Annotated in this window: 17 protein-coding genes; 13 read left to right on the top strand and 4 right to left on the bottom strand. The window is 73.5% G+C overall.

The features are described from left to right. Window positions 1-85 precede the first annotated feature (85 nt). The 10 genes from ACFY1E_RS05655 (at window position 86) to ACFY1E_RS05610 (ending at window position 12,400) form a co-directional block, all read left to right on the top strand. Entirely contained in the window at window positions 86-1,378 is a 1,293-nt protein-coding gene (locus ACFY1E_RS05655; RefSeq protein WP_389071858.1) for a M16 family metallopeptidase, read from the top strand. Then, window positions 1,375-2,685, top strand: coding sequence for a M16 family metallopeptidase (locus ACFY1E_RS05650; RefSeq protein WP_389071856.1), 1,311 nt, complete (start codon window positions 1,375-1,377; stop codon window positions 2,683-2,685). Before ACFY1E_RS05655 ends, ACFY1E_RS05650 begins: the two co-directional genes overlap by 4 nt. Then, a complete protein-coding gene (locus ACFY1E_RS05645) occupies window positions 2,682-3,662 on the top strand; it encodes an LLM class flavin-dependent oxidoreductase (protein ID WP_389071853.1) in 981 nt (326 codons plus the stop codon). Before ACFY1E_RS05650 ends, ACFY1E_RS05645 begins: the two co-directional genes overlap by 4 nt. Continuing rightward, window positions 3,655-4,281: a flavoprotein gene (locus tag ACFY1E_RS05640; RefSeq protein ID WP_389071851.1), complete on the top strand. Its 627-nt coding sequence runs from the start codon at window positions 3,655-3,657 to the stop codon at window positions 4,279-4,281. The genes ACFY1E_RS05645 and ACFY1E_RS05640 overlap by 8 nt, the downstream gene beginning before the upstream one ends. After that, entirely contained in the window at window positions 4,278-5,243 is a 966-nt protein-coding gene (locus tag ACFY1E_RS05635; RefSeq protein WP_389071848.1) for a hypothetical protein, read from the top strand. The genes ACFY1E_RS05640 and ACFY1E_RS05635 overlap by 4 nt, the downstream gene beginning before the upstream one ends. Window positions 5,244-5,286: 43 nt before the next feature. Continuing rightward, entirely contained in the window at window positions 5,287-5,598 is a 312-nt protein-coding gene (locus ACFY1E_RS05630) for a hypothetical protein (protein ID WP_389071844.1), read from the top strand. A 61-nt stretch (window positions 5,599-5,659) separates the two neighbouring features. Beyond that, window positions 5,660-7,501, top strand: a complete 1,842-nt coding sequence (locus tag ACFY1E_RS05625) for an ABC transporter ATP-binding protein (RefSeq protein ID WP_389071842.1) — start codon at window positions 5,660-5,662, stop codon at window positions 7,499-7,501. 59 nt (window positions 7,502-7,560) lie between these two features. Further along, a complete protein-coding gene (locus ACFY1E_RS05620; RefSeq protein WP_389071839.1) occupies window positions 7,561-7,998 on the top strand; it encodes a DUF3052 domain-containing protein in 438 nt (145 codons plus the stop codon). A 114-nt stretch (window positions 7,999-8,112) separates the two neighbouring features. Beyond that, window positions 8,113-9,015 carry a glycosyltransferase family 2 protein gene (locus ACFY1E_RS05615; RefSeq protein ID WP_389071837.1) on the top strand — a complete coding sequence of 301 codons (903 nt, stop codon included), beginning with the start codon at window positions 8,113-8,115 and terminating at the stop codon, window positions 9,013-9,015. Window positions 9,016-9,370: 355 nt separating this feature from the next. Then, the gene (locus tag ACFY1E_RS05610; RefSeq protein ID WP_389071835.1) at window positions 9,371-12,400 is read left to right on the top strand and encodes a BTAD domain-containing putative transcriptional regulator; all 3,030 of its coding nucleotides are present in this window, start codon (window positions 9,371-9,373) and stop codon (window positions 12,398-12,400) included. A gap of 90 nt (window positions 12,401-12,490) precedes the next feature. Here the strand turns inward: ACFY1E_RS05610 and ACFY1E_RS05605 are convergent, their stop codons facing one another. Both ACFY1E_RS05605 and ACFY1E_RS05600 read right to left on the bottom strand, forming a co-directional pair. Then, window positions 12,491-14,179, bottom strand: a complete 1,689-nt coding sequence (locus ACFY1E_RS05605) for a bifunctional 3'-5' exonuclease/DNA polymerase (RefSeq protein WP_389071832.1) — start codon at window positions 14,177-14,179, stop codon at window positions 12,491-12,493. 48 nt (window positions 14,180-14,227) lie between these two features. After that, entirely contained in the window at window positions 14,228-14,962 is a 735-nt protein-coding gene (locus ACFY1E_RS05600) for a Clp protease N-terminal domain-containing protein (protein ID WP_389071830.1), read from the bottom strand. Between the two features lie 115 nt (window positions 14,963-15,077). On the opposite strand from ACFY1E_RS05600, the gene ACFY1E_RS05595 reads away from it, so the two are divergent. After that, complete coding sequence (locus tag ACFY1E_RS05595) at window positions 15,078-16,028, top strand: S41 family peptidase (RefSeq protein WP_389071826.1); 951 nt, start codon at window positions 15,078-15,080, stop codon at window positions 16,026-16,028. Between the two features lie 34 nt (window positions 16,029-16,062). Continuing rightward, a complete protein-coding gene (locus ACFY1E_RS05590) occupies window positions 16,063-17,220 on the top strand; it encodes a DUF2786 domain-containing protein (protein ID WP_389071823.1) in 1,158 nt (385 codons plus the stop codon). A gap of 136 nt (window positions 17,221-17,356) precedes the next feature. Here the strand turns inward: ACFY1E_RS05590 and ACFY1E_RS05585 are convergent, their stop codons facing one another. Further along, window positions 17,357-17,896: a DUF4232 domain-containing protein gene (locus ACFY1E_RS05585; RefSeq protein ID WP_389071821.1), complete on the bottom strand. Its 540-nt coding sequence runs from the start codon at window positions 17,894-17,896 to the stop codon at window positions 17,357-17,359. 104 nt (window positions 17,897-18,000) lie between these two features. Further along, the gene (locus ACFY1E_RS05580; protein WP_389071819.1) at window positions 18,001-18,531 is read right to left on the bottom strand and encodes a hypothetical protein; all 531 of its coding nucleotides are present in this window, start codon (window positions 18,529-18,531) and stop codon (window positions 18,001-18,003) included. A 119-nt stretch (window positions 18,532-18,650) separates the two neighbouring features. Here ACFY1E_RS05580 and ACFY1E_RS05575 point away from each other — a divergent pair. Next, window positions 18,651-18,859, top strand: a 209-nt coding sequence (locus ACFY1E_RS05575; protein WP_389071817.1) for a hypothetical protein, incomplete at its 3' end; no start/stop codon positions are given.

The following is an 18,859-nucleotide window of genomic DNA, read 5'->3' as shown; positions in this document are numbered from 1 at the left end:
CCTGAGCAGCGGCACACCGGCCGTATCGAAAGAAATCAGAATCCCGCGTTTCTTTAGTCACGGAACCGGGTCCTAGGTTGACCGCATGTCCCGACCCCCGCTGCACCGCTCGACGCTGCCCAACGGCCTTCGCCTGGTGGTGCAGCCGCTGGCCGGTGCTCCGTCCGTCGGCGTCGCCGTCCACTACGACGTCGGCTTCCGGTCCGAGCCGCCCGGCCGCACGGGCTTCGCCCATCTCTTCGAGCACGTCATGTTCCAGGGCAGCGAACACGTCGGTCCCGCCGACCACTTCCGGATCGTCCAGGCGTCGGGCGGCACCGCGAACGGCTCGACCCACCAGGACCACACCGACTACTACCAGGTGGTCCCGGTCCAGGCCCTGGAGCGCGTGCTGTTCCTGGAGGCCGACCGGATGCGGGCCCTGTGCATCACCGAGGAGACGCTGCGCACCCAGACGGCCGTGGTGAAGGAGGAGATCCGGCAGACCGTCACGGACCGCCCCTACGGCGGCTTCCCCTGGACCGTGCTGCCCGCCGTCCTGTACCGGAGCCACGCCAACGCCCACAACGGCTACGGTGCGTTCGAGGACCTCGACGCCGCGACCGTCGAGGACTGCCAGGCGTTCTACGACACCTACTACGCGCCCGGCAACGCGGTGCTGACCATCTGCGGGGACGTCGACCCCGACCGCACGGCGGAGCTGGTGGCGCGTCACTTCGGCCCGGTGCCGGCCCGCCCGGTGCCGCCGCCGACGCCCCTGTCCGAGCCGGTGCCGACGGCGCCGCGCTACGCCGAGCACCACGATCCGCACGCGGCCCTCGCGGCCACGGCGATCGGCCACCGCATGCCCGACGCCGAGACCCGGCCGGCGGGCTACCTCGCGCACATGGTGCTGGCCGAGCTCCTCACCGGTCGCGACACCTCCCGGCTCAAGCGGCGCCTGGTGCACGGCAGTGCGGGGGGTACGGCCACCGACGTCAGCGCGAGCTGCGGTCTGTTCGGGCCGCTGCGGGCGAGGAACCCGGAGACCTTCCTCCTGGTGGCGACCCACCCGACCACGACCGACACCGACCGGCTGCTGGAGGCGGTCGACGCCGAGCTGGCCGACCTCGCCTGCGCGGGCCCCCGCGCGCACGAACTCGCCCAGTCCCGCGCCCTGATCACCTCGGCCACCTGGCGGGGCCTCGACAACCTGGTCGCCCGCACCCGCGCCCTCGGCACCTGTGAGCTGCTCTACGGCACTCCCCACCTCGTGGACCAACTCGGCGACCGCCTCGCGGCCGTGCGGGCCGAGGACGTGGCGGCCGCCGCGGCGGCCCTGCGCCCGCAGGAGCGCGCGGTGCTCTCCCTGATCCCGGGCGGAGGAGATCCGCGATGACGACCCGTACCGCACCCCTGCCGGCGATCGGCCCCGTACCGCCCCTGGTGCTGCCGCCGGTCGCCGACGTACGGCTGCCGAACGGACTCCGCGTCGTGGCCCTGCGCCACGCCTCCATCCCGATGGCCGAACTGCGCCTGGCCGTACCGCTGGACGCGGACGGGTTCCCTGCCGCGGCCGTGCACGAGCTGCTCGCCGCGACGCTGCTGCACGGCACACCGCGGTACGACCGGGAGGCGATCACGGACACGCTCGCCACGGCCGGCGCGGCCCTGTCGGCGTCCCGCTCGTCCCGCTGGCTCGGCCTCAACGGCTCCGGACCGGCCGCCGCGCTGCCCACCCTGCTCGGCGTGCTCGGCGAGAGCCTGGTCGGGGCCCGGCACACGGAACCCGCGGTGCGGGCCGCCAGGGAACGGGCCGTACGCCAGGTCACCACCACTCGCCGCCAGCCGCACCTGATCGCCACCGAGGCGCTCCTCGGGCACCTGTACGGCCCGCTGCCGCGCATGACCGACGTCCCGTACGCGGGAGACCTCGCTGCCGTCACCGCCGAGGAGGTCCGCGCCGCGCACCATGACGTCGTACGCCCCGACCGGGCCGTTCTCGTCCTCGTCGGAGACCTCGACCCCGAGCGGGCGGCGGCCCGGGCCGCGCAGGCGCTCGGGGAGTGGCGACCCGCGGGAAGCCTGGCTCCGTTCCCGCACAAGCCGGTGATCCGGCAACCCGGAATCGCCCGCATCCATCGCCCCGGGGCGGCCCAGTCGCAGATCCGCCTGGTGCGGCCCGCGCCCGACCGCAACCATCCCGACTTCGCGGCACTGACCCTGGCCAACATCGTCTTCGGCGGCTACTTCTCCTCCCGGCTCGTCGCCGACGTACGCGAACGGCACGGTCTCGCCTACCGCTGCGAGAGCGCCTTCCACGACCACCTGGACCAGTTGGTGATCTCGCTGGAGGCCGACACCGCGACCGTGTCGGCGGCCGGCACCCTGCGCCGGATGCGGCATGTGCTGCGCGGGATGTCCGAGCAGCCGCCCAGCGCTGCCGAGGTGGAGGCCGCCCGCCGCTATGTCACCGGCATGACCGCGCTGGCCACGTCCTCGCAGCAGGCCTGGGCGAGCAGTCTGCTGCTGTCGCTGACGCTCCGTCAGGAGCCGGACCGCATCACACGCTTCCTCGACGAGCTCGCCACCGTCACCACCGCCGACGTCACGGCGGCGGCCGGACGGTTCTACGACCCGACCGACTACCACGGCGTCGTCCTCGGCGACACCGCACACCTCACGGAGACGGACACAGCCCTGTGAACTCCCCGCACACCACGAGCGTCGTGTACCCGCTCCAGGCCTCCCACGTGGGCCATGTCATGCCTTTCGCCCGGCTCCTGGAGCGCCGCGGCAGCGGGCGGCTGTGGCTCGGCCAGTCCCTGGGCATCGAGACGCACCATGTCTTCGCAGCGCTCACCGGGGCGGGCATCCGGATCCCGTTCGGCTCCTCGGTCGCCCTGTCGCCGCTGCGGCACCCGTACGACGCCGCCGTCCAGGCCCGCTCCGTCGCGCAGCTGTCCGGGCTGCCGTTCGTGGCCGGCATCGGGCCGGGGTCGAAGGAGTTCCAGTCCGCGGTCCGGCCCGCACCGCTGGCCAGGCCGGTCACAGCCGCCCGGGAGTACGTGCGGACCATGCGGGCCCTGATCGACGGCGAGACGGTGCACCAGGACAGCGAGGAGCACAGCACGCACGCCGTGTTCCCCGTCATGGACGCGCCGCCGGTCGAGTACGGCCTGGGTGTGCTGCGCCCCGCCATGGCCCGTGCCGCCGGGGAGGTCGCCGACGTCGCGATCACCTGGCTGACGCCGCCGTCGTACATCCGCGACGTGCTCGTGCCCGCGACGAAGGAGGGCGCCGCCCGCTCCGGGCGGCCCGTGCCGCGGGTGGCGACGGTGGTGCACGCGGCGGTGGCCCGGCCCGGTCGGGACATCCCGGCCGTCGCGCTCGCGGCGGCCCGCGCCCATCTCGGCGCCGACCACTACACCGACATGCTGCGCCGGGCAGACATCCCCGCCCACCCCTCGGACCCCGAGACCGGTGCCCGCCTGCTGGTGGAGTCCGGGACGTTCGTCACCGGCACGCCGGAGCAGATCGCGGAAGGTCTCGACCGGTACCGCGCCCACGGTGTCGACGAGGTGATCGTGAACGTCTGCGGCGTACTCAACGCGCACGGCCTCGGGGCCGCCGTCACCGATCTCACCGAGATCCTCAGCGCCGTGGACGGCCGCCGTGCATGACGCCGCCTCCGCACCGCCGTCCGCGGCACCGCCGTTCACCGGCCGTCGTCTGCTCTACGTCGGAACCGGCGCCCTCGGCGTGATGTTCATGCCGATGTGGCTGCACTGGCTGCGCACCTCCTACCCGGAGGTGGAGATTCGGACCGTCGTCACCCGCTCGGCCACGCGCTTCGTGACCCCCACCACCCTGTCGGTGTTCGGCGGCCGCCCGCCGCAACTGGACGTGTGGGGCGAGGAACCCGAGACGAGGGCCCCGCACGTCGAACTGGCCCACTGGCCCGACACGGTCGTCGTCCACCCGGCCACCTTCCACTTCACCAGCCGTCTCGCCCTGGGCGCCGCCGACACCCCCACCCTGCTCGCCCTCCAGTGCACGGCCGCCCCGATCGCCCTGGCCCCCGCCCTGCCCCCCGGCGCCCTGACCTCCCCGGCCTGGCAGCAGCACACCCGCACCCTCGCGGAACGCGGCAACGTCACGGTCGTACCTCCCCACGAGGGCATCAGCATGACCACGGGGGAGCCCGGCGCCATGACGGCCGCGACCCTCACCGAGGTGATCCCGGCCGTCGAATCCCTGCGCGAGCGGCTCACGACGCAGCCCGGCGGGGGGCAGGCATGACGGCGGACGCACCGGCCGGCTCCCGTCTCGTCGACTCCTTCGCCACCGGTTACCAGCGCACCACCGTGCACCGGCTGACGGACGGCTCCTTCCGCTGGGTGCGGAGCGCAGGGGCCGACCGGCCGGTGCCCCTGGTCGGCCCAGGTCCGCAGGCCCGCCGCCGACTGGCGTCGTTGCGGTCGGGGACCGTGCGTGTCGGACTGCCGGAGGAGGCTCCGGGCGCCCTGCAGTACACCGTGCACGGCGCGGACTCCGCGGCGAAGCTGCTCTGGGCCGAGCTCACGCCGGCCCATCGCGACCGGCTCAGCGTGGCACTGCACGACACCGGGCGGCTGCTGCGCACGCTGCACGACGTTCCGGACCGGGGCACGCCGCCCGGCGAACTCTCCGGCCGGAGCGGTCCCCCCGGCCCCGCCCGCCTCGCCGCGTGGATGGACACCGGCAGGGGCCCGCGTGCCGCACGGGAGCTGCACGGCGTGCTGCGTGCGAGCTTCGGCCCACGGCGCTGGGAGACCGTGCGGTCCTGGTGTGCCGCGTCGGCCGAGCCGGGACCGGCGGACGTGCTGCTGCACGGGGCGCCCAGCACCGGATCCCTCATCGTGGGCGACCCCGGGCTCCCCGCCGCCGACTCCGTTCTGCTGACCGGCGAGGAACTCGCCCCCGGTTCGCCCGCCTTCGACCTGGGCTGGCTCCTCGGCGAGTTTCTGGAGCTGCGGATGACGGCCGACCGCAAGGGCACCTCCCGGCCACTGCTGACCGAACTGCCGACGGCCCTGCTCGACGGATACGGCACCCCGGACGATCTCCTGGCCGTCGGCCGCGCCGCCGTACTGCGCATCGTCACGCACGCCCACGACTTCGCCGCCTACCTGGGCTGGCATCCCGAACTCGGCCTGTATGCCGATGTGTTGCCCGGCTACGTCGACGGCGACGGAGCCGCGGCGCTCGACGGCAGCTCCTGACCCACGACGAGAACGCCGACCAACACCGACGAAGGGACCGTTCATGCGCACCACCCGCCATCTCAACCTGGTGGTCCTGCACGACCTCGACGACGCCCGCACCGCCGTCGAGGAGGCACTGGCGCACGCCGACGCGGCGGAGCTGCCCGGGCTTCGCAAGGCGCTGACGCTGATCGAGGCCGCCGCCCGCAGTGACGAGGACATGAAGATCCGGTGGGCCCGCCAGGCCCTCGACCGGGCGGGCGTTGCCGCGGGGGACACCTCCACCCGGGCGATCAAGGAGCTGCGCAGGGCGGCTCCGCAGCTCGGTCTCGCCGAGGCCGTGGAGCTGGTCACCCTGGCCGCGAAGCACTGACATGGCCCGACGCAAGGCCCCGCCGGCCGCTCCCGCAGAACCTGGCTCTTCCACAGGACCCGTGAACTCGCCCCGCTCCGGAGAAACCCCCGGATCTGCCACTCCCGCAGCACTCGCGAAGTCCGCCGGGCCCGCCGAATCCGCGAGGCCGGCCGGACCACGCGTCCGCGCCGTGCGCCTCGGCGCCGACATCCTGCGTGGAAACGGGCTGCAGCTCACCCTCGCCCTCCTGCTCGCCCTCGCCTCCACCGCGGGCACACTGGGTGTGCCGCTGATCATGAAGGACGTCATCGACTCGTTCGCCCGTGACGCGTCGATCACCGTCCCGGCGCTGGAGCTGGGCGGCCTCGCGCTCGGTGCCGCGCTGGCCTCCGCCGCGTCGGGCTATCTGCTGGCCCGGCTCGGCGAGTTCATGCTGCTGAGGCTGCGCCGACGGGTGATGGCCCACACCCTTGCGCTGCCCCTGGGCACCGTACGCGCCCAGGGCGCCGGAAACCTGGTCGCCCGTGTCACCTCCGACGCGCTCCTGCTGCGGGCCGTCATCGACGTGGGCCTGGTCCAACTCCCGCTGGCCATACTCACTGTGGTGTCCACGCTGGTCATCATGGCCGTACTCGACTGGCTGCTGGTACTGGTCGCCATCGCGGCGTTCGCCGTCGCCGGTGCCGCGATCGGCTACGTCGTCGTCCGCGTCAAGCGCAACGTCGTCGACCAGCAGGAGGCCATCGGTGGCCTCGCCCAGCGGTTCACCGCCCATCTCGCCGCCCTGGCCACCATCAAGGCCTACCGCTCGGAGGAACGGTCGGCGCAACGGCTCGGCGAGGACGCGGCGCAGCTGACCGGCACCTCACTGACCGGGGCCCGGCTGCAGTCCCTGATCGGCCCCGTGATGGGGCTCGGTCAGCAGATCGCCCTCGTGTCCGTCATCGTCGGCGGCGGGGCGCGGATGGCGCACGGGCAGCTCACCGCCCCCGACTTCGCGGCGTTCCTGCTCTACCTCCTCCAACTGGTCACCCCGGTCACCATGGTCGCCACCGGCATCGGCCGCCTGCAGGCCGGTCTCGCCGCCAAGGCCCGCTTCAACGACCTGCTCATGCTGGACCGGGAGAGCGACGTGGACGCCTCGGCCGAGGCGCCTGCCCCCGAACCGCTGCCGGGCCGCCCCGCGGTCGCCTTCCACGAGGTGGGTTTCTCCTACGGCGGGCCCTCGGCACCCCCCGTCCTGACCGGTCTCTCCTTCACCGCTCCCCGTACCGGCCTGACCGCCCTCGTCGGGCCCTCCGGTGCGGGCAAATCGACCGCGCTGACCCTCATCGACCGCTTCGCACACGCCGGCACCGGTCGCATCGAGGTGTTGGGGCACGACGTGCTGGCCTGGCCGCTGCCCGAGCTGCGCCGTCGGGTGACGTATGTGGACCAGCAGTTCACGCTGCTGGAGGGGACCGTGCGGGAGAACCTGCAGCTCGGCCGGCACCGTCCGCCCGCGGACGAGGAGCTCATGGCCGCACTGGACGCGGTGGGTCTGCGCGAGGACGTGCAGGCACTCCCCGACGGGCTGGACACGGTGCTGGGCCGGGAGAGCGACCTGTCCGGCGGCCAGCGGCAACGCCTGGCTCTGGCCAGGGCACTGCTCACCGAGGCGGAGATCGTTCTGCTCGACGAGCCCACCTCGCAGCTGGACAGCATCAACGAACAGCGCTTCCGGGACGTCGTGGCGGAGCTCTCCGCCACCCGCGCCGTCCTGGTCGTCGCCCACCGCCTGTCCACGGTGCGGCACGCCGACCACGTGGTGATGCTCGGCGAGGGCACACTCGTCGACGCCGCCACCCACCCGGAGCTCATGGCCCGCTGCCCCCCGTACCGGGAACTGGTCACGACCCAGGCCGCGGCGCAGGCCGGCTGACCGTGCCCTCCGGCACGATGGAAGCCGGCCGAGGCGACAGGCGACCATGGAGGCGGGCGATGGGCGGGTCCGGTGCTGCGGGCGGTGGGTACTCCGGTACCCCGCTCGCCAGGAAGATCGGCATCAGGGCGGGGCACCGGGTGGCACTGCTGCACGCGCCGGACCCGTTCGACATCCCCGGCCTGCCCGGCGGGGTGGAGTTCACGGCGGACGGTCCCCGCGGTGCCGACATCGCCCTCGCCTTCTACCGGAACCGCGCCGCACTGGCCGCCGAGGCCCCCGCCCTGGCTGCCGCTCTCGCCGACCACGCCATGCTGTGGATCGCCTGGCCCCGCAAGGCCGCCGGGCACGTCAGCGATATCGCCGAGAACGATCTGCGGGACCTCTTCCTCCCGCTCGGTGTGGTCGACGTGAAGGTCGCCGCGCTGGGGGAGGACTGGTCGGGGCTGAAGTTCGTACGGCGCAGGGAGAACCGTCGTACGAACCGGCGTCTCTGACCCGGGAACGAGAAACGCCACGCCTGACCCAAGAATCGGCGTACTCAGAAAGTCCTCACCATGAACGGCTAGCATCGCGGCGGGATTGCCGGCGGCCGTGATGGGGTGAAGGGCATGCAGGACCTGGACGCACTGCGGATCGCTGTCGCCGTGGTGACCATGGGAAACAGGCCCGCCGAGGTCGACGCCCTGCTGGAGTCCGTGGCCAAGCAGGACCTGGCGCCCACGCGGATCGTGATCGTGGGCAACGGCTGCCCGCTGCCGGACTTCGCCGAGCGGCTGACGCTTCCCGGCGAGGTCACCCTCCTCGAACTCGACGAGAACCTGGGCTGCCCCGGCGGCCGCAACCAGGCGCTTGCCCGGCTGCGGGAGTTCGGGGACGTCGACGTCGTCGTGGAACTGGACGACGACGGGCTGCTCGTCGACGCCGATGTGCTGCGGCGGGTACGGGACCTGTTCGCGGCCGACCCGAAGCTGGGCATCGTCGGCTTCCGCATCGCCGACGAGCACGGCGAGACCCAGCAGCGGCACGTGCCCCGGGTCGGCGCATCCGACCCGATGCGGGGCGGTTACGTCACCGGGTTCCTCGGCGGCGGCCACGGCTTGAGGACCGCCATGCTCGACGAGATCGGGGACTGGCCCGCCGAGTTCTTCTTCGCCCACGAGGAGACCGACCTGGCCTGGCGGGCCGCCGACGCCGGCTGGCGGATCCTGTACGCACCCGAACTGCTGCTCCAGCACCCGAAGACCTCCCCGGCCCGGCACGCCATCTACTACCGGGTGAACGCACGGAACCGGGTCTGGCTCGTCCGCCGTCGACTGCCGTTGCCGCTCATCCCCGTACACCTGGCGATCTGGATGCTGCTCACCCTCGTAAGGACCCGGTCGTCGGCGGGGCTGCGCGCCTGGTTCGGCGGGTTCGTGGAGGGCCTGCGGGAACCGGCGGGCGAGCGGCGGCCCATGCGATGGCGGACCGTGTGGCGGCTGGCGCGGCTGGGGCGGCCACCCGTCATCTGACGGGGAACGGCGGAGGGGACGAGGGTCCCGGGCGTTCACCTCCGCCGACCGGGACCCTCTGACGTCCCACGGATCCGGCCACGGCGGCGTCACTCCCCCGAGTTGCGCGTTCTACGCGCGCACCCCCGGGCCAGATCCGATGAAGTGATCACATCAGGTGGCACCAACGGATCGCTAACATGTGGCCAACGGTTCTCCGTTCCGGCCTCGGCCGACTGGCGCGAAGCCGTCGGCCGGCGGTCCCGGACGGCCGCAGCCGTACGGATTCCGGCGGCGACCGCCGTGACGCAGGTGGCGGGAAACCGCCGTGACGAGGGCGGGAATCCGCCAAGGACGCGGGAAGGCAGTGGGGGGCGTGAGGCGGGGCCAGCTGCGGTTCGGACTGCTGGGGCCGCCGGTTCTCTACGACGTTCACGGCGAGGCCGGCGCATCAGGTGACGCCACGGAGGCCTCCGGCGAGGCCGACGTCAAGGCCATCGGCAGCCCCAAGGTCCGTACCCTGCTCGCCGCCCTGCTTCTCGAAGCCGGCCGTGTCGTCTCCGTCGACTCGCTCAAGGACGCGCTGTGGGGCGGGGCGCCACCCGCGTCCGCGCAGGCCTCGCTGCACAACCATGTGGCCCGGCTGCGAAGGCTGCTCGACGACCCCGAGCGGCTGCGGGCGGTGCCGCCCGGCTATGTGCTCAGCGTCGAGCAGGGCGAACTGGACGTGCATGTCTTCGAGCGTCATCTCGCCGCGGCACGCGGTGCGTTCGCCGCCCGCAACTGGGAGCGGGTCGTGCGCGAGTGCACGTCCGCGCTCGCCCTGTGGCGCGGCACTCCGCTGAACGGGCTCCCCGCGGAACTGGGCGGATACGCCTTCGTCCAGCGTCTGAAGGAGGCACGGCTGCTGCTTCTGGAGTGGCGCTACGACGCCGAGCTGGCCGTCGGCGGTGCCCGACTGGACGGTCTCGTTCCGGAGCTGGCGGCGCTGGCCGCCGAGTATCCGCTCCGGGAGGCGTACCACCGCCAGCTGATGCTCGCCCTGCACCGCACCGGCCGCCAGGCCGAGGCCCTGGCCGTCCACCGGGATCTGCGCGCCCGCCTGGTGGAGGAACTGGGCGTGGAACCGGGCCCGGCGGTGCAGGAGGCGCACGTCGAGGTGCTCGCCACCTCCGGGCTCCCCGGTGCCCCGCGTGAGGACGACACTGCTTCCGGTACCACGGACGACCCCGCCCCGGCCCTCCCGCAGCCGCCCCGCCCCGCCCAACTACCGCCTCCACCTGCCCACTTCACGGGCCGCGCCCTCGCTCTCGATGACCTCCGCAGCACCCTCGAGCCCGGCCGGACCCCTGCCGTGGCGGTCATCAGCGGCATGGCGGGCGTGGGCAAGAGCGCGCTCGCCCTCCAGGTCGCCCACACCCTGAGGGAACGTTTCCCCGACGGTCAGCTGTACATCAACCTGCACGGCGCCACCCCCGGCATGACCCCCCTCCCGCCCACCCAGGCCCTCGCCGCCCTGCTGCGTGATCTGGGCACCGAGCCCCGCCGCATCCCCGAACACCCGGACGCGGCTGCCGCGTTGCTGCGTTCCCTGCTCGCCCCGACCCGCACCCTCCTGCTCCTGGACGACGCCGCGCACGCCGCTCAGGTACGGCCGCTGCTGCCGGCCGGCGCGGGCTGCGCCGTGATCGTCACCAGCCGTTCGCCGCTGACCGCCCTCGACGGTGCCCGCCGCTTCCCGCTCACCCCGCTGAGCGGCGAGGAGAGCGCCGAGCTGCTGCGAGCGGTCTCCGGCCGCGACGCCCTGGACGCGGCCCACCCCCTCGTCGAACTCACCGGCCGCCTCCCGCTCGCGCTGCGCATCGTCGCCGCCCGCCTCGCCGCGCGCCGAGCGCTCACCCCCGAGGTGCTGGCCGGTCAACTGGCCGCCACGGAAGGCAGGTTGCACCACCTGGAGTACGACGACCTGAGCGTCCGCCGCTCCCTGGCCGTCGCCCATGACGCGCTCGCCGCCTCGGAGCGGGAGGCCGACCGGGACGCCGCCCTCGTGCTGCGCGGGATCGGCGCGCTCGACCTGCCCGCGTACGGCGCCCCGCTCCTCGCCCACCTGGTCGGCGCCGACGAGCGCCGCACCGAGGCCGCGCTGGACCGGCTCGTCGACGTGGCCCTCCTGGAGGAGACGGCGTACGGCCGCTACGCCCCGCACGACCTGGTCCGCGACTTCGCCCGCGAACTGGCCGGGGGCGCCAGTGACGTGGATGCCGCCCTGCCCTGGTACGCCGCCGTCGCCGAGCGCGCCCTCACCGCGATCGTCGAACCCGGCCTCGACCAGGACGACCGCCGCCGCCCGACCGCCGCCCAGCCACCGGACCACGCGGCACACGTCGCCGCCCTCCCCGCCTTCGAATCCGCCGGACAGGCCTTCGCCTGGGGCGACACCGAGCTGGTCAACATCGTCACGCTGGTCGAGCGGTACGCCGAGGACGCCGGTGCCGACTCCGACCTGCAGACCCTCAGGGCCGCCCGCATCTCGACACTGATCCGCCTCTTCTTCCCGTACGTGCTGCGCAGTGGCCGGGTCGCCGAGATGGAGGTGCTAGGCCGGGCCGCCCTGCGCGTGGCCCGGCGGCTCGGTGACGAGGCCGCCGAGGCGTACGCGCTGGGCGACCTCGCCGGGCTGCACTTCCTGACCGGGCGGCAGAGCGAGGCCCTCGACCTCAACGACCGGGCACTGACGATCTGGCGGCGGCTCGACCACGTCTCCTGGATGCGCCGCTGCCTCAACAACCGCGGCCTGCTGCTCGAAGGGCTCGGCCGCTACGAGGAGTCGGGCCGGGCGCTGCGCCAGAGCCTGGAGTACTCACGTCAGTTGAAAGACCCGCACGGCGAGGCCGTGACCCACAGCCACCTCGGCAATCTGTACGAGCACACCGACCCGCGGGCCGCGATCGAGCAGCACCGGCTCTCACTCGCCATCGGCGACGAGATCGGCGCCGTGATCGTGCAGCACTCCGCGCACTGCAACATCGGCTACGCCCACCTCACCCTCGGCGAACCGGCCGCCGCCGTACCCCACTTCGAGGAGAGCCTGCGCATCCTCGGCGGCCACGGAGACTGGCACGGCGAGTCCCAGACCCGGCTCGGGCTGGTGCGCGCCCTGCGGCTGCTCGGCCGCACGGAACGGGCCGCCGCCGAGTGCGCCGAACTGCTCCACCGCGCGGACGCCCGCGCCGACCGCTACACGGGCGGTCTCGCCCGCCATCAGCACGGGCTTCTGCTGCGGGAGCGGGGGAGCATCGAGCAGGCGTACGAACAGTGGTGCACGGCACTCGCGGCACTGGACGGCACGGACGAGAAGGCGGTGGTGGCGGAACTGAGGGAACTGCTCGGCGAGACGCTGTCGTAGCTGCGGGCAGTCGTGCCGCTGGGGCGGCTCCCGACCCGAAGAGAGCGGCGCCCCGCAAGCGCGGGCAAGCGAACCCGCCCCCAGCACCACTCACTTGGCATCCGCATAACACTCCACCACCGCCGTCGTGAACGGAAACCGCACCGGCGTCTGACCGAACGTCAGCCGTCCCGCCAGCTCCGCCGCCTCCCGGATCGCCGCCACCACCGCTTCCGCCTCCCGCTCGGGACAGTGCACGATCACCTCGTCGTGCTGGAAGAAGACCAGCTCGGCCGCCATGTCCGCACAGCTCTGCCGCAGCGCGGCCAGCACCAGCAGCGCCCAGTCGGCGGCGCTCCCCTGGACGACGAAGTTGCGGGCGAAGCGGCCGCGGGCGCGGGTGTTGGTGGAGGCGTACCCCGGCACCCACTCGGTCCCGGCGGGGGCCTCGGCCGGTTCGTCCTGCGGGATGCCCGCCTCCTCCGCCGCGTCCTCGCCCGCCCCTGCCGCCGGCGGGCAGGTCCGCCCCAGCCAGGTCCGCACGAGCCGCCCTTCCTCGCCCGCGCGCGCCGCGTCGTCGACGTACGCGACCGCCTTGGGGAAGCGGCGTCTGAGCGCGGCGAGGTTCTTCAGGCCGTCTCCTGAGGTCTGGCCGTAGACCGCGCCGAGGACGGCCAGCTTGGCCTGGACGCGGTCGCCGGAGAACGCCCGGTCGGAGACCGACTGGTAGAGGTCGGTCTCCCGCCCGGCCACCTCCATCAGCCCCGGATCGCGGGAGATGGCGGCCAGCACCCGCGGCTCCATCTGGTCGGCGTCCGCGACGACCAGCCGCCAGCCGGGGTCGGCGACCACCGCGCGCCGGATGACCTTGGGGATCTGGAGGGCGCCGCCGCCGTTGGTGACCCATCTGCCGGTGACGGTCCCGCCCGCGAGGAACTCGGGCCTGAACCGCCCGTCCCGCACCCAGTCCTGCAGCCAGGACCAGCCGTGGGCGACCCAGATGCGGTACAGCTTCTTGTACTCGACCAGCGGTTTCACCGCCGGGTGGTCGACGGACTCGATCTCCCAGCGGCGGGTCGACTTCACCTTGATCCCGGCCTGCGCGAACGCCTTGATGACGTCCGCGGGCAGATCGGGCCGGACGCGGCGCCCGAAGGCGGCGGACACCTCGTCCGCGAGCTCGGCGAGGCGGCGGGGCTCGCCGCCGGCATACCGCTCGCCGAGCAGTTCGTGCAGCACCCGGCGGTGCACCTCGGCGCTCCAGGGCAGCCCGGCGCGGTTCATCTCGGCGGCCACCAGCATCCCCGCCGACTCGGCGGCGGTCAGCAGCCGCATCCGGTCGGGGTGCGCGGTGGCGTCGTGCCGGCGCTGCTGCTCGGCGTACACCTCGACGAGGTCGGGCAGCGGCACATGGACGGTCTGCGGTTCGAAGAGCGGGGACTGCGCGCCCGGTTCGGCGGAGCGCAGGGGCGGGTCGGGCGGTACGGGGCCGCCGCGGAGCCGGGCCAGAGCGGCGGCCGCCGAGCGTGGCTCGCCGTACCGCCCCTCGTGGCCCAGCAGGAGGGTCTCGGCGTCCTCGATGTCGTAGCACCGCTCCACTCGCACCCCCGTGGCGAGCAGACGCGGATACACCTCGGCCGTGGAACGCCACACCCACCGCACGACCTCCGGCCTCCCGCGCACGGCCGTCGCGAGGTCGGGCTCCCACAGGACCGGTCCGGCGAGCAGCCCGTCCGGACCGAGGGGGGCGAGCTCCACGCCACCGTCCTCGGCCGGAGCGAGCGCCCAGCGGTCGGTCATGTTTGCGAGTGTGGCAGGGGGGTCTGACAGCGGCCTCCCGGCGGGCCGTCAGCTCTCCTCGCCGGGGACCTGCAGGTACTGCGCGAGTGCCTTGGCGAGCTCGGCCTCCACCGTCGCCTTGTCGAGGCCGAGGCCGGCCAGCACCCCTTCGCCGTTCTCGAACTCCAGCAGGGCCAGCAGGATGTGCTCGGTGCCGATGTAGTTGTGGCCGAGGCGGAGGGCCTCGCGGAAGGTGAGTTCCAGGACCTTCTTGGCGTCGGAGCCGTAGGGGACGAGCTCCGGGACCTCCTCGGCCGCGGGCGGGAGCGCGGCCGTCGCCGCCTGGCGCACCGTGTCGAGCAGGACGCCCTGAGCGGTGATGGCCTTGGCCGCGAGCCCGTCCGGCTCGGCCAGCAGTCCGAGGATCAGGTGCTCGGGGCGGCCCTCGGTGTTGCGGGCCGCGATCGCCTCGTTGTGGGCGGCCATCACCACGTTGCGGGCGCGCGGGGTGTAGCGGCCGAAGCCCTGGTTCGGGTCCAGGTCGGTGGACTCCTTGGGCACGAAGCGCTTCTGGGCCGCCTGCCGGGTGACTCCCATGCTCTTGCCGATGTCCGTCCAGGAGGCGCCCGAGCGGCGCGCCTGGTCCACGAAGTGACCGATCAGATGGTCCGCCACCTCACCGAGGTGGTCGGCCGCGATCACCGCGTCCTGGAGCTGCTCCAGAGGTTCGGCGTGGACCTTCTTGATGGCCGCGATGAGTTCGTCGAGACGCACGGAGGGCGTGAAGTTCGGGTTCGTCGACATGTGTCAACCGTAGGTTGACGCCAGGAGGGTGTCAACCCTGAGTTGACAGCTACGGGCTACCGGTGCCGGGAAACGTCATGTGAGGGGCACGGTGACGGTGATTGACTCATCTGCCATGACCACGACCACGAGCACGCCGAAGACGAGCTCCTCCACGCCCCCTGCCGCCGCCCCGACTCCGGTCCCCGTCACCGACGTTCCCGCGGTCGTCGACGAGACGGCCCGGCTCCTCACCGAGCACTACGTCTTCCCGGAGGCCGCCGAGCAGCTGGCCGTGCTGCTGCGCCGGCGCCTGGCGGAGGGGGCGTACGACGTGGAGAGCGCCGAGGAGCTGAGCGGACTGGTCACCACGGATCTGCAGTCCGTCAACGGCGATCTGCATCTGCGCCTCAAGTACCACCCCGAGCGGGTGCCGACGGGCCAGGGCGAGGCAGCGGAAGCCGCGATGCGCCGCCAGTTCGACGCCTCCCTGGGCGGTGTGCCCCGGGTCGAGCTGCTGACGGGCGGCACCGCCCTCCTCGAACTGGGCCCCTTCCTCTTCCCGCTGCCCTGGTCGGCCGAGCCGCTCGCCGCCGCGCTCACCCTGGTGGCCCGGGCCGAAGCGCTCGTCCTGGACCTGCGGGGCAACGGCGGCGGCGACCCGGACACGGTCGCCTTCGTCTGCAGCTACCTCCTGGACGAGCGCACCCACCTCAACACCATGTACGCGCGCGTGGGCGATCGGTACGACCAGTCCTGGACCCTGCCGCACGTCCCTGGCGCCCGCTTCGGCGGCACCAAGCCGGTCCACGTCCTCACCGGTCCCCGCACCTTCTCGGCCGCCGAGGAACTGGCCTACGACCTCCAGCAGCTGGGCCGAGCGACCGTCGTGGGGGAGAGCACCCGCGGCGGCGCCCACCCCCGCGAGGGCTGGACGGTCCACCCGAACCTGGAGGCCACCATCCCGGTCGCCCGTGCCGTCAACCCGGTCTCCGGCACCAACTGGGAAGGCACCGGCGTCCTCCCCGACGTCCCGTGCCCGGCCCCGGAGGCCCTCGACCGCGCGCTGGCCCTCATCGGCGGCTGACCCGACTGTCAGTGCCGCGTGGCACGATCGACGAGTGACCAGCACTCCGCCCAGCACCGTCGAACGCGCCTTCAAGGCCGCCCTGTACGCCGAGACCGACACGGCCCTCGACGCGGGCGCCTCCCTGCTGGCCGCGGACCCGGCGGCGGACGACGAACTCGCCCGCCGCGGCCGGGAGTTCGTGGCGACGGCCTGGCGGCGCGGCTGGCAGCCCGCCGACGTCGTCCGGATCGTACGACGCGAGCTGGACGACACACACGTACGCCTGGCGTCGGCGCTGATCCGGGCGCAGACGCCGGACGACGGCCCGCGCGGCCCCCGCTGGGCCGCGCAGCTGGACGAGCTCACCGCCGAAGCGGCCGAAACCGCCGAGGCCACCGGCACCCCGCCCCGCACCGACCGCTTCTCGCACGCGACCACCGTCCTGGAGCTCTACCGCCTGCTGCTGCGCCTGCCGGCCCTCGAACCCCTCGACGAGCCCACGCGGCGGCCCGATTCCGCCCGCGGGGCCGGTCCGGCACCCGAGTCCCGCATGCTCACCCGTATCCGCGCGCTGCTCGCCAAGGCGGAGGCGACCGGGTTCCCGGACGAGGCGGAGGCACTGTCCGCCAAGGCGCAGGAGCTGATGGCCCGGCACAGCATCGACGAGGCGCTGCTCGCGGCCCGGGCGCCCTCCCCGGACGCCCCCGGCGCCTGCCGTATCGGCGTCGAGGCACCGTACGAGCAGGCCAAGGCGGTGCTGCTGGACGCGGTCGCCACCGCCAACCACTGCCGGGCGGTGTGGAACGAGCCGCTGGGCTTCTCCACCGTCGTCGGCTTCGAAGCCGACCTGGAAGCCGTCGAACTCCTCTACACCTCGCTCCTCGTCCAGGCCACGACGGCGATGACGAAGGCGGAGACCGCCCAGCGAGCGGGCGGCCGCAGACGCACCAAGACCTTCCGGCAGTCCTTCCTCGCGGCCTACGCCCACCGCATAGGCACCCGCCTCGCGGCGGCCGCCGAGACGCAGGTGACCGACGACCTGCTCCCGGTACTGGCCTCCCGCGAGGTCGCGGTCACGACCCACACGGACCGCATGTTCCCCGAGACGACCACAACCCGCCTGCGCGGTGTGAGCGACGAGGCGGGCTGGACGGAGGGAGCCCAGGCAGCGGACCGGGCCCAGGTGAGGGGCCGCCCGCGGCTCCCCTGAGACACCCGATGTCAGGGCCGGCGCTCCGATAGGTGCGCGGGGCCGTGTCGATATGCGGCTCCGCCGCGTGGGTGCGACAAGTCACGACGGGGCCGCAGACGAACGACGACCCATCGCGGCACAACCCGCGGAGTGCTCAGTCCCCGGCCTGCTGGAACGGACTCACCGAAGCGTTCGGCGCACCCGCGCCACCCTTGACGGCGACCTCGCCGTACGTCCACTTGAAGCTGTGACCGGCGCTGGAACCGGGCAACGTGAACTTCGCCGCCTTCACCGGGAGGCTCTTGGCTCCGCCCGCCGCACCCCGCACATACGTGATCGTGAAGGAAGCGGTCGCCCCCTTGGCGAGCGTCAGCTTCTGCGCCTTCGCGGCCTTGTCGGCGGGGACGGCACCCGACGCCTTGCCTCCCTGGAGATCGACGGCCGGGAAACCGTTCAGGGTGCACGCGGAGCCGCGGTTGGTGAGCGTGACGGTGACATTGCCGGAGTCCCCGGCGGACGGGGCGGCGCTCGCCGCGACCTGCACGCCGACGGCGTCCAGCGTGCAGGCGCCGCCGGCCGTGTCCTTGTTGCCGGAGTTCTTGTTGCTGGAGCCGCTGTCACCGCCGCTGCTGTCACAGGCGGTCAGAAGGAGCGCCGCGGCGAGAGCGGCGACGGTGATGGGGGTGGCGCGCATGTGGATCCTCTGGTGCTCTGCTGGTGCTCGGCGGCGCGATGTCTTTGATCGCGTGCATGGATCATCACGCACGATCCGCCGCAGCGGTTGCCCGCCCTGCCGGACTACTGACCGAGGTTCGCCGTCGGCAGCCCCGACGGCAGGGTCCCGCCCTCCGCCTTGGTGTACGTCTCCTTGCCCACGGTGCCCGACCAGGTGATCTTCAGCGAGCTCTTGGACACGGAGTCGACCATCCCCGTCGCTCGCTCCTTGCCGCCCTTCGTGCAGCTGAGGTGGATCATCTGCATACCGGCCTCCTTGCCCGCGGTCCCGCTGCACACGGAGCCGCCGGTCGAGAAGAGCCCGGCCTGCTTGCCGGTGATCACCAGGGCGACGGCCTTGCCGCCGGTCGTGGCGAGCCAGCTGCCCTGCAGGCTGTCGGACGCGCTCGTCGTCCCGCCGGTGCTCCCGCCCGCTTCCGCCGTGGAGACAGAGGAGGAGGCGGAGGGGCTGGACGAGGAGTCGTCCTCGGAGCCGCCGCCGCTGCTGCACGCGGTCAGCACGAGCGCGCCCGCCAGCCCCGCGGCGGCGGCCGCGATCCGCAGCTGCCGGCGCGACACCGTGCGGGCCGGACGCGTGAAGGTCGCCGAAGTCACTGGTAGCTCCCAAGCAGTAGCAACGAGCAGGGGCAAGCCGTAGCCGGTGGCCCGGGCCGCAGGCCCGAACGCCCGCAGCAAGCTACCAGGCACGACCGTCCGGCCCACGAGGAGCAGCTGTGACATTCACCGGACCCACCCCCGCCCACCGGACCCACCCGCGCCCGCCGGACCGGCCCGCGCCCGCCGGACCGGCCCGCGCCCGCCGGACCAGCCCGCGCCCGCCGGACCGGCCCGCGCCCGCCGGACCGGCCCGCGCCCGCCGGACCGGCCCGCGCCCGCCGGACCGGCCCGCGCCCGCCGGACCGGCCCGCGCCCGCCGGACCGC

Source organism: Streptomyces sp. NPDC001604 (assembly GCF_042893475.1).
Classification (GTDB): Bacteria; Actinomycetota; Actinomycetes; order Streptomycetales; family Streptomycetaceae; genus Streptomyces.
This window is presented reverse-complemented; position numbering and strand designations above follow the sequence as displayed.